Below are 15,957 nucleotides of genomic sequence, written 5' to 3'. Positions count from 1 at the left end.
TATAAAGCTAAACTAAGATATATATTAAATACGTCCAATAAAAAAATAACTGACTATTTATGTTATTACATTTATCTATAAAAAATTTTGCGATTATAAGATCTACAGAGATTGATTTTAAAAGTGGTATGACAGTCTTAACTGGTGAAACTGGAGCAGGTAAATCCATATTACTTGATGCTTTAAGTTTTGTACTTGGAGCAAGATTAGAAAAGACATTTATACATGATGATCAGGTTACAGAAGTATCAGCTACTTTTTGTATAAAAGATAATCAAAAAGCAAAAAGTCTTTTAGATGAGCTTTTTATCGATTACGAAAATAATGAATGTATTTTTAGACGTGTTGTTAATAAATCTAAACAGAGTCGCTTATTTATAAATGGTAGTGTAGTTAAAGCAGTAGATGTTAAAAAAGTATCAGATAAGCTAATAAATATATATAGTCAGAATTCACATCAAGATTTATTGGATCCAAAATCTCAATTAAGTTTATTAGATAGCTTTGCAAATAATGATCAACTGTTAGGTTATGTTTCTGAAACTTTTTATCAATTACAAAAGATAAATAGCGAAATAAAAGATTTACAAGAGTACGTAAATAATCAAAATAGCCAAAGAGAGCTTTTGGAGTATAAATTAGAAGAGCTTGTGTCTTTAGGTCTAGGAGAGAATGAATTTGAAGAATTATCTCAAAAGCAAAAAAATCTCTCTAGTGTTGATGATATTAGCTATAGCTTAAATCTTATCATTAATTTAATGTATGATGATGAAATAAATATTACGGCAATGTTAACAGAACTTGAAAAAGAAACGTTAAAGCTAGAAGAAGCTAATTTTAGTGATCTACAAGAACTAATATCTCAAATAAAAGTATATGCTCAAGAGGCTTACCAAGAAGCGCAGAATAAGCTATATTCACTAGAGCAAGATCCAGAAGAATTAGCAAAAATAGAGCAAAGGATGAGCCAGATATATGATCTTGCACGTAAGCATAAGGTTGAGCCTAATTATTTATATCAATATATTCAAGAACTACAAACTGAGTTAGAAAGTTTTACTTATGATAGTGCTAAACTAAAAGAGCTAGAAAAGCAAAAACAAAATCTAGAACAAGAGTATAATGATTGTGCAGATAAACTTAGTAAGGTGAGAAATAAAGCAGCACAGGAGTTCTCAAAGCAAGTAGAGAGAAATATTCGTTTATTAAATATTCCTAAAGGTAGTTTCGTCGCTCAAGTTGTAAAAACTGAATCAAATACATCAAAAGGAATTGATGAGTGTCAGTTTATGATTAATTTTAATTTAGGAGAACAACTTGCACCTGTGAAAAAAGTGGCCTCAGGAGGTGAGCTAAGTAGAATAGGGTTATCAATACAAGCTGTTTCTGCTGAGAAAAAATCATATCCAACCTTGGTGTTTGATGAGGTTGATGTTGGCATATCTGGTGCAACTGCTGAGATAGTTGGTAAGCTTTTGAGGAGGTTATCTGAAAAATTACAAGTACTTTGTATTACACATCAACCACAAGTTGCTGCTCAAGGTCAAACACACCTACATGTGAGTAAAAAATATCTTAAAGATACTACAGAATCAAAAATTATAGAGCTTACACATGATCAGCGTATTACAGAAATAGCTAAGATAGTAGGCGGAGTAGATGTTTCAGAGAATGCTCTTAAGCATGCTAGAGAACTTCTTTTAGGGTAATTCTAGATTATAACTTGTTTATAAAAATGATTCTTATTATTATATTCAAACTACTGAACAGTTAGCAGGAGCTTGGGTTGAATTAACTCCGTTTATGTTACAAGTCCAGGTAATTGTGCCACTTGATACTAGTGGAGTAAGCCTAAGTTCAGAGCCACTAACAATAGAACTTGTGTCTAAATCTATTCTGCCGTTGGTAACACCATCGTTAACTGCTGCTCCAAATGGAAGATTTGGGATATCACTGGATATGTAGTCAGTGTTGCCTGCGTTATTTGTGATATAATCATTAGCATTTGTTTTAGCTCCTCCTAGTTTTGTCAGCTGAGCTCCTAATTTAGCACGAGTAGTATAATTAGAATACATGGGGATAGCTACTGCTGCTAAGATAGCAATAATAGCAATTACAACCATTAACTCAACTAGTGAGAAACCTCATTTAGTTTTTAGTTTTTTCATGATTATTCCTTATATAGTATTTAAATAAGCTTGAAGAGAGTTTTAAACTAATGCGAAAAAACCTTCAAGTATAATCAATTATAAGTATAAAAGTTTTTTATTCAAGAGAAAAAAAATTATAGATTTAGGGTAAACAACAGTTCAATAGATAAAGAAATTCACTAGAAATAGAAGAAAGATATAAAGTTATAGAACAATAATAATTCTAAAGGATATTAAGATACTGTACAGTTGCCTGGTGCTTGAGATGTGCTTACTCCAGATATATTACAAGCCCAAGTAATTGCACCTGATCCAACTGTTGGGGTTAGAGTCATGCTAGCTCCAGAAACAACATTAGAAACATTACTATCAGTAATAACTCCATCCGCCACACTTACTCCAGCTGGGGTATTCGCTGCATCACCAGACACACCTGTAACAGAACCATTGTTGTTTGCAATATCTTTAGCAACGTCAGATTTTACACCACCAAGTTGAGCCATTTCTGCACCAAGATTCGCACGAGTAGTATGGTTAGAATACATTGGGATAGCTACTGCTGCTAAGATAGCAATAATAGCAATCACTACCATTAATTCAACTAGTGAGAAACCCTTTTGAGCTTTTGTTTTTAAATTTTTCATGATTATATTTCCTTATAGGTTTTTACATTTCTCCGAGATTTGGTGAATAAATTCCCTAGATCTCAGATAGTTCTAATTATAAAGGTAAAAAAATCTCAATCAAGTTTTTTTGAAAAAAATTAACCTTATTAAATTAATGGGATTTAGGGTTTTATTTCTTAATGTAATATTAAAATGTCTGCTATACTTGTCTTATAACATAAAATTATGTACGAAAAGTAATGAAAGAAATTATCAAAAACAATTTTGACCAGCTAAAGGAATTTTTAAAAAAACCTAAAGTTCTAGATGAAAAAATCCCTAAATACTTACAGTTGAAGTACACTTTTATACCTATAATACTGGTTGTTATATTTACTTTTTATAACATCGATACTCCAGTTGAAGATTATATCAAACATTCATTACCGCATATTGTTGATACTATTTTTAAGGATATCACAAATGTAGGTAAAGCAGAATATATTTTAATAATCTGTATTGTTATTGTCCTTGTAAGATTAGTTTGTAACCCTAAAAAACTTTCTGAGAAAATGGAGATTTTCTTTAATAAGCTTGTAGCTTATTCTGGATTTATGATTGCAACAGTTGCAATTAGCGGTATTGTTGGACAAATATTGAAAATGATTATAGGAAGAGCGCGCCCTAAATTCTTTTTACAATATGGGTCTCACTACTTTGAGCACTTTCATGCTCCAGGGTATAATTTTGCAAGTATGCCTTCTGGACATTCAATAACAGTGGCAGCGATGTTTTTAGCATTCTTGTATATGTTTCAAAAATTAAAATACATGTGGTACGTACTTATAGTAATATTTGCTGGTAGTAGAGTTATTATTGGTTCTCATTATCCGAGTGATGTTATATTTGGAGTGGCTATAGGATTGTATAGTACAACTTATTTATATTATTGGATGAAAAATAGAAAAATGTTGTAAAATTAAATCAAAATTTATTGTATCTTTAGTTTAAAAAATAGTTTTAAAAAAATCTCAAAAGTTTACACAAATTTGTTATTATTATAGGTATAGATATTAATTTATGTCCTAAACAAATTAACTATGATTTTAATCGATGGAAAAGCTCTTTCTCTGAGTCTAAAAGAGAGATTATCACAACAAGTCAAAGAATATAAAAATGATACTGGAATAACTCCAAAACTTGTGGCTATAATAGTTGGAGATGATCCTGCTAGTAAGACTTATGTTGCATCTAAAGAGAAAGCTTGTGCAAAAGTTGGTATTGATTCTGATGTGATTACTTTACCTGAGACAACTACAGAGCAGGAGTTATTAACATTAATTGATGAATTAAATAATGATAATAATGTCAATGCGATTCTGGTACAGCTTCCTTTACCCATACATATTGATAAACAAAAAATTATATATAATATTAGGCCTGAGAAAGATGTAGATGGCTTTCACCCTACTAATGTAGGTAGACTTCAGTTAAGAGATAAGAAGTGTCTTGAATCGTGTACTCCCAAGGGAATTATGACGATATTAAGAGAGTATGATATAAAAACTGAAGGTGCCTATGCTGTAGTTGTTGGAGCCAGTAATATTGTCGGTAAACCAGTTTCACAGTTGCTGTTAAATGCTAAAGCAACTGTAACAACTTGTCATAGATTTACTAAAGACCTTAAATCTCACACAACCAAAGCAGATATATTGATTGTTGCAGTAGGTAAACATAATTTTCTTACTGAGGATATGGTTAAGCCAGGAGCTGTAGTAATTGATGTTGGTATAAACCATATTAATGGAAAAATACGTGGAGATGTTGATTTTGATGCGGTGAAAAATAAAGTTTCTGCTATTACTCCTGTGCCAGGAGGGGTTGGACCTATGACAATCACAGAGCTCTTGTATAATGCATTTCAATGCTGTAAAGAACAGAATGAAGGTATTGATATGGAAGTATAATTTCTTAAATTTAGTGGAGCCATCCTAAACTAGTCACTGAGCGGAGTCGAAGTGTAATTAAGGATCTCTAGGATTTTGCTTATAAATATTTTGGATTAAAATCTGGAATATGAATAGGCGTTTTGAATTGATTAAAAAGGAAATTAAAATGGCAAGCTTAAAATATGAAGATGCTGGGGTAAATATTGAAGCAGGGAATCAAGCTGTAGAAAGAATGAAAGATCATGTGAAAAAAACTTTCACAAAAGATGTTTTAACAGGCTTGGGGAGTTTTGGTTCACTATATTCACTAAAAAATATCATTAATAATTATAATGATCCTGTTTTAGTTCAGTCTATCGATGGAGTTGGAACTAAAACAAAAATTGCAGTGATGTGTGGCAAATTTGAGAATCTTGGTTATGACCTTTTTTCAGCTGCTACTAATGATATCGTTGTGATGGGGGCTAGGCCAGTTACATTTTTAGATTATGTTGCCCATGATAAATTAGATCCTGAAGTTATGGAAGAACTTGTTAAAGGTATGTCAAAAGCCTGTGCAGAATGTGGAGTATCTTTAGTAGGTGGTGAGACTGCTGAAATGCCCGGAGTATATCAAGCTGGAGAAATTGATATGGTAGGTGTTATTACAGGTGTTGTAGATAGGAATAAAGTGATAAACGGTGAAAATATTAAAGCAGGTGATGTCGTTTTTGGACTAAGTTCGTCCGGGCTTCATACAAATGGTTATTCTTTTGCTCGTAAGCTATTTTTTGATGTTGCTGGTAATAAGAATACAGACACATATCCAGAGTTAGAAGGTAAAGCAATTAGTGATGTTTTACTTGAACCACATATTAATTATACAAATATTGTTCATGACTTTTTGGATAATGGTGTAGATATTAAGGGTATGGCACATATTACAGGTGGTGGATTTATTGAAAATATTCCACGCACACTACCAAAAGGTTTAGGTGCTGAAATAGTTAAAAATAGTTTTGAGACTCCTGCTGTTTTCGAAGTGATGCAGAGAATAGGTAAAATTAGTGAGTTTGAAATGTATAGATCATTTAATATGGGTATTGGTATGACTATCATTGCTAATCAAGATCAATATGGAAAAATGCAACAGCTCGCTAAAAAACATACTAACACTAAATTACACCAAATAGGTAAAATTACAAATTTAGGTAAGGTGGAAATCATTTAATGATTGATAAACAAATCATCGCAAATAATATTAAAAATGTTTTAAAATCGACAAATCTTGATATCAAAGATAAGTATGTTGGTAAAGTTAGAGACATGTATTTTTTTAATGATAAAAGTATTTTGATATCTACAGATAGACAATCTGCTTTTGATAGATCTTTAGGATTTATTCCTTTTAAAGGGCAAATATTGGCTCAATCATCTATTTGGTGGTTTAAAGAGACGGCACATATTGTCAAAAATCATTTTATAGATTCACCTGACCTAAATGTTGTAATTGCAAGAAAAGCAAAAGTGCTACCTATTGAATTTGTTGTTAGAGGTTATATAACTGGCTCAACCTCTACTTCTTTGTGGACTCATTATGAGAATGGTAGTCGAGACTACTGTGGTAATATCTTACCAAAAGGGTTAGAAAAAAATCAAAAACTTCAACAAAACATTTTAACTCCAACAACAAAAGAGCATGACCATGATTGTCCAATATCTGCTGATGATATCGTTAAAGAAGGCTGGTTAACTCAGAAACAGTGGGATTTTGCCTCACAAAAGGCGCTAGAACTTTTTGAATTTGGACAAAAAAAAGCATTAGAACATGGACTAATATTGGCCGATACTAAGTATGAGTTTGGTATTGATGAGAAAACTGGTGAAATTATTTTGATCGATGAAATACACACTCCAGATAGCTCAAGATTTTGGCTAGAGAGTAGTTATGCTGATAGAGTTAAAAAAGGGTTGGAGCCTGAGAATATTGATAAAGAATTTTTTAGACTTTGGTTTGCTAAAAATTGTGATCCGTACAATGATGAGGTTTTGCCTGGAGCTCCAGAAAATTTAGTTGTAGAGTTATCACAAAAATATATAACTCTTTTTGAGATGATAACAGGACAGGAATTTGAACTACCAAAAGATTTGAGTAGTATAAATCAGCGTATTGCTAGAAATGTTACAAATTATTTAAATACGGAGAAACAAATGAATATCCTTCTAGTTGGTTCAGGTAGTAGAGAGCATGCTATTGCTGAAGCTATTAAGAAGAGCTCTACTGAAACTAGGCTTTTTTGTATTAGTGGGGCTGTAAATCCTGGAATTGATAAAATAACACAAGGTTATAGTATTATTAACATTTGCGATTGTGATGCTGTTTTAGAATATGCAAAATCTCAAAATATAAACATAGTTATAATTGGCCCAGAAGCCCCATTAGAAGCTGGCTTAGCTGATGTTCTAAAAGCACAGGGTATAGGCGTAGTTGGACCAACTAAGAAGCTAGCCCAGCTAGAGACTTCAAAAAGTTTTACTAGAGATTTAATTCGTGATTATAAAATTTACGCGAACCCATTTTTTAAAAGGTTTAACTCAATGGATGGTGTTGAGGAGACTCTAAAGAAATATGAAAAGCAATTTGTAATTAAAGCGGATGGTCTTTGCGGCGGTAAAGGTGTACTTGTATGGGGAGATCATCTGCGCAGCATGTCTGAGGCTATTAAACATTGTCAATCATTGGTAGATACCAGGCAAGAATTCGTGATTGAAGAGAAGCTAGTTGGACAAGAGTTTTCTCTAATATCATTTACTGATGGCAAAAATTTCATCCATATGCCAGCGGTGCAAGATCACAAACGAGCTCATGAGGGCGACAAAGGTCCAAATACTGGTGGTATGGGAACATACTCTGATGCAAATCATAGTTTACCGTTTCTATCTGATAAAGATATTCAAAAAGCTAAAGATATTAATGAAAAGGTTGTATGCGCACTAGCAGAAAAATTTGGTGAGCCGTATCAAGGTATTCTCTATGGTGGTTTTATGGCTACTAGGAGTGATACTAAGGTTATTGAATATAATGCTCGCTTTGGTGATCCTGAAGCTATGAATTTATTGACTCTATTAGAAACAGATTTTGTTGAAATTATTGAAGCTATAACACAAGGAACACTTGATAAAGTACAATCAAGCTTTAAAAAACAAGCAAGTGTATGTAAATACTTGGTGCCTTTGGGGTATCCAAACCAATCAGTAAAGAATTTTGAGATTGATATTTCACAATGCCCTGATGATGTTGAACTTTTTCTTGGAGCTGTTGATTATAAGAGTGGTAAGTTGATTGGTACAGGGTCAAGAGCAATAGCAGTACTTGGTTTGGGAGATACTATTTTAGAAGCTGAAAAAAAGGCAGAAAATGCTGTAAAAAATATTTATGGTAAATTATATCATCGCCCAGATATTGGTACAAAAGAGCTTATTAATAAGCGAATAAGGCATATGAATTTATTACGTGGTAATAAGTATCAGGAACTATAAGTGGTGACTAAGTTAAAACTTGCAATACTAGGTTCAACTCGTGGCACTAATATGCAAGCTATAATTGATGCTATAGCTGCTAAAGAAGTAGATGCAAATGTAGAAATAGTTATTTCAAATAAGAGAACTGCATATATTTTGGAAAGAGCTAAAAATTATAATATCCCAAATAAATTTATAGGAGCTAAAGGGCTATGTCGAGAGGAGTATGATAGAACTCTTGCCGATGAAATACAAAAATATAACCCAGACTTAATCTTATTAATTGGTTTTATGCGTATTTTAAGTCCTTTTTTTATAAATAGCTTTAAAGATAAGGTTCTAAATATTCATCCATCACTTTTACCAAAACATGCTGGGTTAATGGATCTAGATGTTCATCAATCTGTGATTAATGCTGGCGATTATGTTTCAGGTTGTACTATACACCATGTGACAGAAGATGTTGATGGAGGAGGTATTGTTTTACAACTTAAGTGTGACGTTAATAAGAGTGACACGGCTAAAACCTTAAAGGCTAAGGTACAGACTTTGGAAAGTAAAGCTTGGGTTGAAGTTATCAAAAGCTGGAGATAAAAAATGAGTATAGATGTTGGTGTAATAATGGGCTCTAAATCTGACTGGAGCACAATGAAAGAATGTTGTGATATTTTAGATAGTTTGGGTGTTAACTATGAGTGTGAAGTAGTATCTGCACATAGAACTCCAGATAAAATGTTTAGCTATGCTGAAACTGCTAAAAAAAGAGGCCTTAAAGTTATAATAGCTGGGGCTGGTGGAGCTGCACATTTGCCTGGTATGGTTGCTGCAAAAACAGATCTTCCAGTTTTAGGTGTGCCAGTTAAATCTAGTACATTAAGTGGCAAAGATAGTCTGTTATCTATAGTGCAAATGCCTGCAGGTATTCCAGTTGCTACTTTTGCAATTGGTGTAGCAGGCAGTAAAAATGCAGCACTATTTGCAGCTAGTATTTTGCAACATACAAACCCTGATATAGGTCAAGCTTTAGAGAAATTTAGAGCCGATCAAACTCAAACTGTTTTAGATAATGCTGATCCAAGAGTAAAATAAAATATAGGGTAGTTATGAAAATAGGTATTATAGGAGCTGGGCAACTTGCTAGAATGTTAAGTATCGCAGGTACACCTCTTGGGCTAGAGTTTCACTGTTTAGGTAAACTTGGGGATTGTGCAGAGAACGTTGTAAAAAGTGTTATAGATATTGATTTAGATAAAGTTAATGATGTTGTAAACTGGGCTAAGCAGTTCGATGTAATAACCTTCGAAAATGAGAATATATCTCATGAACTTATTAAGGCAATAGATCATGAGGTAAGTGTATATCCATCTGCTAAAGCTATAGTAATTTCACAAGATCGTTTACTTGAAAAATCTTTTATGCGAGATCATGGCATTGAGACAGCAAATTTTGTCAATATTGATGATTTGGATAAACTTGAAAATGCGGTGAAACAGTATGGATTACCAGCTATAGTTAAAACACGTAGATTTGGCTATGATGGTAAAGGCCAGTTTGTGATCAAGTCTCAAAATGATGTTACTAAGGCTTGGGGTATTTTTAAAGATGCTCCCGATGGTCTTATCTATGAAGCTTTTGTTAAATTTGATTATGAAGTTTCTCAAATATGTACAGCTGATATTAAAGGTAATATTGCATTTTATCCATTAGCTAAAAATACTCATAAGCAGGGTGTTATAGTTGAATCAGAAGCACCTTTTGAAAATGAGGCTCTAGAAGTCAAAGCTCAGCAAATAGCAAAAATTTTAGTCAAAGAATTTGGCTATGTTGGAACTCTTGCAATAGAGTTTTTTGTTAAAGGTAATGAATTGATTGTAAATGAAATAGCTCCTAGAGTGCATAATAGTGGCCATTGGAGTATAGATGGTGCAATTACATCACAATTTGAAAATCATGTAAGAGCTATAGTTGGATTGATTTTAGGCGATACTTCAAGCAGAAAAACAGTGATGCTAAATTGTATAGGCGGTATGCCTTCAACAAAAGATTTATCTGCTTTAGATAGGGTTAAAATTCATAATTACAATAAAGAGTCTAGAAAAGGGCGTAAGGTTGGTCATTTAAACCTTAATCTTAATGATGAAACTGATGAGTATCAACTTTTGCAGGCTAAGAAATTGATTGCTCTTTCTGAGAAGCTTTAATTAAAACTTAGCTCTAACAGTTATCAAGATATAAAATTTGTTTTCTTACAATGTATTTCCAGAAGCCAATTGAAAGTGTATTCTTTAATAATCACAAAAAAGTTAAGTATGAGTATGGATAATAAAGTTTTACTAGTACTGGATCAAGTAGAGGTATTGGAGCTGCTACAGCAATTCAAGCAGCAAGAGAAGGGTTATTCTGTTTGTATTAATTATCTGAGTGATGAGCTCGCAGCTTTTAAAGTTAGGGATGAGATTTTAAGAATAGGGGCTAAATGTATTGCTATACAAGCTGAGGTTTCTGATGAAAGTGAGGTTTTTAAATTATTTAAAAAAAATGATAATGAAATAGGGGTAATCACTCATTTAGTCAATAATGTCGGTATTTTAAAAACTAAAATTCCTCTAATAGAAATGAGTGGTGAGCGTATTAAAACTGTTATTAATACAAATATTATGAGATATTTTTACTGTTGTAAAGAAGCAATAGTTAGGATCTCTAAAGCTAAAGGCGGTCAAGGTGGCGCTATAGTTAATGTCTCATCTGGGACCTCTAGAAAAGGGGCACCATTTGAGTATGTTGATTATGCTGCTTCTAAAGGTGCTATAGATACATTAACGACTGGTCTTGCAAAAAAAGTTGCTGCTGATAGCATTCGTGTAAATTGTGTAAGGCCTGGTTTTATATACACTGATATACATGCTGATGGTGGTGAGCCAAATAGAGTTGATAGAATTGCAAAAAGTCTACCAATGAACCGTGGCGGTAAACCTGAAGAGGTTGCTGAAGCAATTATGTGGCTGTTAAGCGATAAGGCATCTTTTGTTACAGGCAGTTTTACGGATCTTTGCAGTGGTTTATAAGTTATTTCACATTACTACAAAAGCATCTCTTATCCAGTTAATATCGTTATCATTTATTGCGATTAGATCAAAGCGACATTCATAATTTTCATAAACAGGATTTTGTTGTAAGAAAATGTTTGCTGTTTTTATAAGTTTTTGCTGTTTACTGTAAGTAAGCATTTCTTCAGCTTTAGCAAATTTAGTTTTGCTCACTTTTTATTTTATAAGCTTATATTGTCTTGTTAAAATAGTACCATTGTTTGTGTTTAACTAAAAATCTATATATTAATAAGCTTTGATATTTAGGATGTTTTTGGAGTGTTCTATATGTTAGAAAAGTTAAAGTTTAATATTATTCAAGCTCCTATGGCTGGAGGGATTGTTACTCCTGAGATGGTATCAGTGGTAAGTAATAGTGGTATGTTAGGTATGATTTCTAGTGGATATTTAAGTATTCAGCAGCTAGAAGAGTTTATATTAGAGGTAAAGAAATCTTTAAAGATAGGATCAGTTTTTGGAATAAATCTATTTATTGAGCCGTTTGTTAATCAATCAAAGTCATATGACAAAAATCATAATATAGTTAGAGCAGAAGAGCATTTACAAAAAAATAAAGTAATAGATTTATAATGTCCCCAGAAAAAGCTACTGATTTTAGAAAGATTTTTATTCCTAGATGTTAAACTTAACTAGATAAATTAGGAAATAGATAAATGAGTAAAAAAAGAGTAACGTATACAGCTGATTTTAAAGCTAAAGTAATTATAGAATTGCTAGAAGGCGATATGACAGTTAATGAGATAGCAAGTAAGTATGATTTACTTCCTAAAAACGTGCACAATTGGAAGCAGTAATTTTTATCTAATGCTTGCTTAGCATTTGATAAAAGCTCTGTTGTTAAGGAGTATAAGCAGGAAATAGATGAGCTTAGAAAAGATAAAGATGCAACAAGTAAAAAACTAGTCGAGGTAATAGTAGAGAGGGATTTTTTAATGGGAAAGCTAAAAAGCTTGGTATCATCAAATGATAGAGTAAACTCTGTAGATACTAAGCTAGAATTATCTTTAAATAATCAGCTTAAACTATTATCTGTATCTAAGAGTGTGTACTATTATACACCAATATCAAAATTTAGTAGTAATGATGATATTAGACTATTAAATGCAATAGATTTGATACATACTAAACATCCATATTATGGTACGAGAAGGCTAGTAAAGTTGCTAAATAGATTAGGATTTCTAGTTGGAAGGAAGCTAATCAAAAGTGCTATGTAATTCATGGGTATTAAGGCATTGTATCCTAAAAAAAAGACAACTGTCATTAATAAGCAACACAAGAAATATCCATACTTACTTAATGTATTTAAAAATGAGACGAATCAGGTTGTTATAGATAAAGCTAATAAGGTATGGAGTGCTGATATCACGTATATTAGACTAGAATGTGGGTATGCATATTTAGCAGCCATAATAGATTGGCATAGCAAGAAAACACTAGCTTGGAAGATTTCTAATACTATGGATACACATCTAACAACTAGTGTGTTAAAAGAAGCGTTATTTAAATATGGTAAACCTGATATCTTGAACTCTGATCAAGGAACTCAATATACAGCAAAAGAGCATATTAAAATATTATCTGATAATAAAATAAATATATCTATGGATGCTAAAGGAAGATCTATAGATAATATTGCAATTGAGAGATTTTGGAGAACACTGAAATATGAAAATGTTTATCCGGCATCATATATAACTATGAAAGAGGCTAAAGTAGGTATCAAAGAATATATTGATATTTACAACAATGAAAGACTACATTCTAGTATTGGATATATGACTCATGATGAAGTATATTCTGGTATTTTAGATGCTGCATAAAAGCAAGGAATAAAAATATTTTATAAAGTGATATTGAATAACAGGGACAGTTTAATTTAAGCTTTAAAGTTCCTGAATCAATACCTGAAGAAGAATATGTTCAATGTATAATAGCAAATTCTGTACCTATAGTAAGTACAACATTTTGTTTATTATCCATGGAGTCTATACTAACACTTCAAAAACCATAATATAGAAGTTATTGCCACAGTCACGAGCATCAAGGAGGCTGAGCTAGCTGTTAATAAAGGTATAAGATCTTTGATATTTCAAGGTAATGAAGCTGGAGGCCATCAAGCTTAATTTATAGCAAATAGAGTAAATAAACTATCTACACGTGATTTGATAGTCCAAGCTAAATCTAAGTTTGATAATAACGTTAGAATTATCGCTTCAGGAGGTATATCAATTGAAAATATGAAAGAATATTTTGCTCTAGGCAGTAACTATGTGCAGATGGGAAGTATTTTTATGATGAGTAATTTAAGTGGACTTTATGAGAAAGCAAAAAGATATATTATTGATAATTTTGATAAAAATTATATTTCTAAAAATACAACAGGCAGATTTGCTAGAGGAGTTATTGGGGATTTTTATAAAGGCCAATATCATCATTATGATTTTCCTATACAGCATTATCATACATCTAATTTAAGAAGATTAGCTAAGCAAAATAATAATTTTAACTATAATTCTCTATGGGTTGGTTCGAATAAAGATAATCTAAGATGCTATAAGTTAGAAGATTTAATTAAAGAGTGTATAGTTCGATTAACATCATAAAAATAAAAGGAATTTATAGTTTATTTAATTCCACTATGTCTAAGTAGAGCTTCTTCATTAGGTTTACGACCCATAAATGCGACAAAGTTATCCATAGCATCACGTGATGAGCCTTTTGAAATAATATTTTCAAGTAAATCTTGACCAACCTTATCACTAAGTATTCCTTCTTGTTCAAAACGAGAGAAAACGTCTGATGATAGTATTTCTGCCCATTTATAACTATAGTATCCAGCAGCATACCCTCCAGAAAAAATATGAGAGAAACTATTCTGGAATTTATTATAACTAGGAGTTTTTATCAGGTTTATTTTTTCTCTTACACCATCTAGCTCACTTTGGACATCTGCAACTGTTACTAGTTTTTTATAATGAATATTCATATCAAAGATAGCAAACTCAAGTTGTCTAACCATCATTAAAGCGGCATGAAACTCTCTTGTACCAACAAGTTTATCTATTTGCTTTTTAGTCAATGATTTACCATCACGAGAATCAGATATCAGTTCTAGACCTTCTTCACTCCAGCAGAAATTTTCCATAAACTGACTTGGTAATTCAATAGCATCCCACTCAACACCATTTGTACCAGAAATAGAAGGTATACTAACCTGAGATAGTATATGATGTAGGGCGTGACCAAACTCATGAAAAAGTGTGACCACATCATTATGAGTTAAGTTTGCGCCATCTTTTGAAGGAGGTAAAAAATTACAGTTAACATAAGCTACAGGTTTTTGTTTTTGAGCATCTGAATTAATGAATGCAGTACGTGATCCATCCATCCAAGCACCACCTCGTTTATTATCTCTTGCAAAAAGATCACAAATTATGCTACCTACATATTTATTATCTTTATAAAAATCAAAAGTTTGTTGTTCATCGATATATTTTGCGTATTCTGTATTTTCACGTATTTCTAAGCCATATATTTTATTAAGTATAGTAAATAGACCTTGTTGAACTTTCTCTAGGGGAAAATATTCTCTTAGCTCTTCTTCTGTGAAATCAAATTTAGCTTTTTTAAGCTTCTCAGAGTAATATGCAGTATCCCAAGGTTGAAATCCATCAACTAAATATGCATCTCCAGCAAACTGACGTAATTCATTAAGATCTTTTTTTGCTTGTGGAGTCGATTTTTCTAAGAGATTGTTTAAAAGTTTTAAGACTTGCTTAGGAGTTTCCGCCATTTTTGTGAGAAGAGAGCTTTCAGCATAGTTTTTAAAGCCTATAATTTCAGATTTCTCAATACGCAGTTTAAGTATTTGCTCTATTATTCTATCATTATCAAAGTTTTTGTTCTCGGCTTCTTTTGATGCTCTTGTGCAGTATGCTTTATAGAATTTTTCTCTTAGAGTTTTATTATCTGCTTGCTGCAGAATTGCAAGATATGTAGGTATATCAATACCAAAGGCATAATCATCTGATAGTTCTTTTTGCTTTGCTTTAGCTTTTGCAGCTTCAATAGTGTTACTAGATAAACCTTCAAGCTCTTTTTCATCACTTGTAGTATATATCCAATACATTGTTGCATCTAAAACATTATTTTCAAATTTTGAATTTAATTGGGCCAACTCTTGGGATATTTCTTGTAGCCGTTTTCTTTTGGTTTCATCAAGATTTACTCCAGATTGTTCAAAACTAACTATAGCTTTGCGTACTGCTTGGGATTGTTCTTTATTAAGCTGTTGTTTCTGAATCTGTTTGTATAAATTGTATAATTCTTTATTTTGACCAACTTTTGTATAAAACTTAGTCAGCTTAGCTATGGCATATTCATAGCTTTCGCGAAGTTCTTTAGTATTGCAAACAGCATTCATGTGAGAAATAGAAGAAAAATTTTGAGTGATTTTCTCGTCACTTTCTTCTAACTTTAGTAGGGTATTCCAGTTTGGGTTTTGAATTTTTAAAGCTTGTTTTAAATTGTCATTAACCATTTCTAATAAAGAATCTATAGTAGATTTTACTTCATCTACTTTAAATTGTGAAAGGTTAGGCAGGTTAGTATTTTGAGTTATTGAGTTCATAATCACCTTAAA

16 protein-coding genes and 2 pseudogenes are annotated in these 15,957 nt (G+C 32.0%); 14 read left to right on the top strand and 4 right to left on the bottom strand.

Annotated features, from left to right (window positions below; all coding sequences use genetic code 11):
* Window positions 1-59 precede the first annotated feature (59 nt).
* A complete protein-coding gene (recN, locus tag CDV26_RS09745; protein WP_088773114.1) occupies window positions 60-1,709 on the top strand; it encodes a DNA repair protein RecN in 1,650 nt (549 codons plus the stop codon).
* Between the two features lie 45 nt (window positions 1,710-1,754).
* Here the strand turns inward: recN and CDV26_RS09740 are convergent, their stop codons facing one another.
* Both CDV26_RS09740 and CDV26_RS09735 read right to left on the bottom strand, forming a co-directional pair.
* A complete protein-coding gene (locus CDV26_RS09740; RefSeq protein WP_245806436.1) occupies window positions 1,755-2,123 on the bottom strand; it encodes a pilin in 369 nt (122 codons plus the stop codon).
* 260 nt (window positions 2,124-2,383) lie between these two features.
* The gene (locus CDV26_RS09735; RefSeq protein ID WP_088773113.1) at window positions 2,384-2,794 is read right to left on the bottom strand and encodes a pilin; all 411 of its coding nucleotides are present in this window, start codon (window positions 2,792-2,794) and stop codon (window positions 2,384-2,386) included.
* A gap of 221 nt (window positions 2,795-3,015) precedes the next feature.
* On the opposite strand from CDV26_RS09735, the gene lpxE reads away from it, so the two are divergent.
* The 8 genes from lpxE (at window position 3,016) to CDV26_RS09695 (ending at window position 11,270) form a co-directional block, all read left to right on the top strand.
* Window positions 3,016-3,732, top strand: coding sequence for a lipid A 1-phosphatase LpxE (gene lpxE, locus CDV26_RS09730; protein WP_088773112.1), 717 nt, complete (start codon window positions 3,016-3,018; stop codon window positions 3,730-3,732).
* 123 nt (window positions 3,733-3,855) lie between these two features.
* The gene (folD, locus tag CDV26_RS09725; RefSeq protein WP_088773111.1) at window positions 3,856-4,722 is read left to right on the top strand and encodes a bifunctional methylenetetrahydrofolate dehydrogenase/methenyltetrahydrofolate cyclohydrolase FolD; all 867 of its coding nucleotides are present in this window, start codon (window positions 3,856-3,858) and stop codon (window positions 4,720-4,722) included.
* 148 nt (window positions 4,723-4,870) lie between these two features.
* Complete coding sequence (gene purM, locus CDV26_RS09720; protein ID WP_088773110.1) at window positions 4,871-5,914, top strand: phosphoribosylformylglycinamidine cyclo-ligase; 1,044 nt, start codon at window positions 4,871-4,873, stop codon at window positions 5,912-5,914.
* On the top strand, window positions 5,914-8,223 hold the full coding sequence (purD, locus tag CDV26_RS09715) for a phosphoribosylamine--glycine ligase (RefSeq protein WP_088773109.1): 2,310 nt from the start codon (window positions 5,914-5,916) through the stop codon (window positions 8,221-8,223). The genes purM and purD overlap by 1 nt, the downstream gene beginning before the upstream one ends.
* Window positions 8,224-8,226: 3 nt before the next feature.
* Window positions 8,227-8,799 carry a phosphoribosylglycinamide formyltransferase gene (gene purN, locus CDV26_RS09710; protein WP_088773494.1) on the top strand — a complete coding sequence of 191 codons (573 nt, stop codon included), beginning with the start codon at window positions 8,227-8,229 and terminating at the stop codon, window positions 8,797-8,799.
* 3 nt (window positions 8,800-8,802) lie between these two features.
* Window positions 8,803-9,294, top strand: coding sequence for a 5-(carboxyamino)imidazole ribonucleotide mutase (gene purE / locus CDV26_RS09705; protein ID WP_088773108.1), 492 nt, complete (start codon window positions 8,803-8,805; stop codon window positions 9,292-9,294).
* 14 nt (window positions 9,295-9,308) lie between these two features.
* Window positions 9,309-10,406 carry a 5-(carboxyamino)imidazole ribonucleotide synthase gene (locus tag CDV26_RS09700; RefSeq protein ID WP_088773107.1) on the top strand — a complete coding sequence of 366 codons (1,098 nt, stop codon included), beginning with the start codon at window positions 9,309-9,311 and terminating at the stop codon, window positions 10,404-10,406.
* Window positions 10,407-10,520: 114 nt separating this feature from the next.
* Window positions 10,521-11,270, top strand: coding sequence for an SDR family oxidoreductase (locus tag CDV26_RS09695; RefSeq protein WP_245806435.1), 750 nt, complete (start codon window positions 10,521-10,523; stop codon window positions 11,268-11,270).
* 6 nt (window positions 11,271-11,276) lie between these two features.
* Here the strand turns inward: CDV26_RS09695 and CDV26_RS09690 are convergent.
* Window positions 11,277-11,462, bottom strand: a pseudogene (locus tag CDV26_RS09690) (YraN family protein); the annotation flags it as partial.
* A gap of 117 nt (window positions 11,463-11,579) precedes the next feature.
* Here CDV26_RS09690 and CDV26_RS09685 point away from each other — a divergent pair.
* From CDV26_RS09685 to CDV26_RS09670, 5 genes and pseudogenes are all read left to right on the top strand, one after another.
* Window positions 11,580-11,882 (top strand): nitronate monooxygenase, encoded by a 303-nt coding sequence (locus CDV26_RS09685; RefSeq protein WP_088773106.1) that lies wholly within the window; start codon window positions 11,580-11,582, stop codon window positions 11,880-11,882.
* A gap of 83 nt (window positions 11,883-11,965) precedes the next feature.
* Window positions 11,966-12,106 (top strand): transposase, encoded by a 141-nt coding sequence (locus tag CDV26_RS09680; RefSeq protein ID WP_088772134.1) that lies wholly within the window; start codon window positions 11,966-11,968, stop codon window positions 12,104-12,106.
* A gap of 138 nt (window positions 12,107-12,244) precedes the next feature.
* Entirely contained in the window at window positions 12,245-12,529 is a 285-nt protein-coding gene (locus CDV26_RS12255) for an IS3 family transposase (protein ID WP_157671585.1), read from the top strand.
* A gap of 3 nt (window positions 12,530-12,532) precedes the next feature.
* Window positions 12,533-13,135 carry an IS3 family transposase gene (locus CDV26_RS09675; RefSeq protein ID WP_157671583.1) on the top strand — a complete coding sequence of 201 codons (603 nt, stop codon included), beginning with the start codon at window positions 12,533-12,535 and terminating at the stop codon, window positions 13,133-13,135.
* Between the two features lie 192 nt (window positions 13,136-13,327).
* Window positions 13,328-13,918: pseudogene (locus CDV26_RS09670) on the top strand (nitronate monooxygenase).
* 20 nt (window positions 13,919-13,938) lie between these two features.
* Here CDV26_RS09670 and CDV26_RS09665 read toward each other — a convergent pair.
* Window positions 13,939-15,945: a M3 family metallopeptidase gene (locus tag CDV26_RS09665; protein WP_088773104.1), complete on the bottom strand. Its 2,007-nt coding sequence runs from the start codon at window positions 15,943-15,945 to the stop codon at window positions 13,939-13,941.
* Window positions 15,946-15,957 lie beyond the last annotated feature (12 nt).

Source organism: Francisella halioticida, assembly GCF_002211785.1.
Taxonomy (GTDB): Bacteria; Pseudomonadota; Gammaproteobacteria; order Francisellales; family Francisellaceae; genus Francisella; species Francisella halioticida.
Note: the sequence above shows the minus strand (reverse complement) of the source record. Positions and strands in the feature narration are given on the sequence as shown.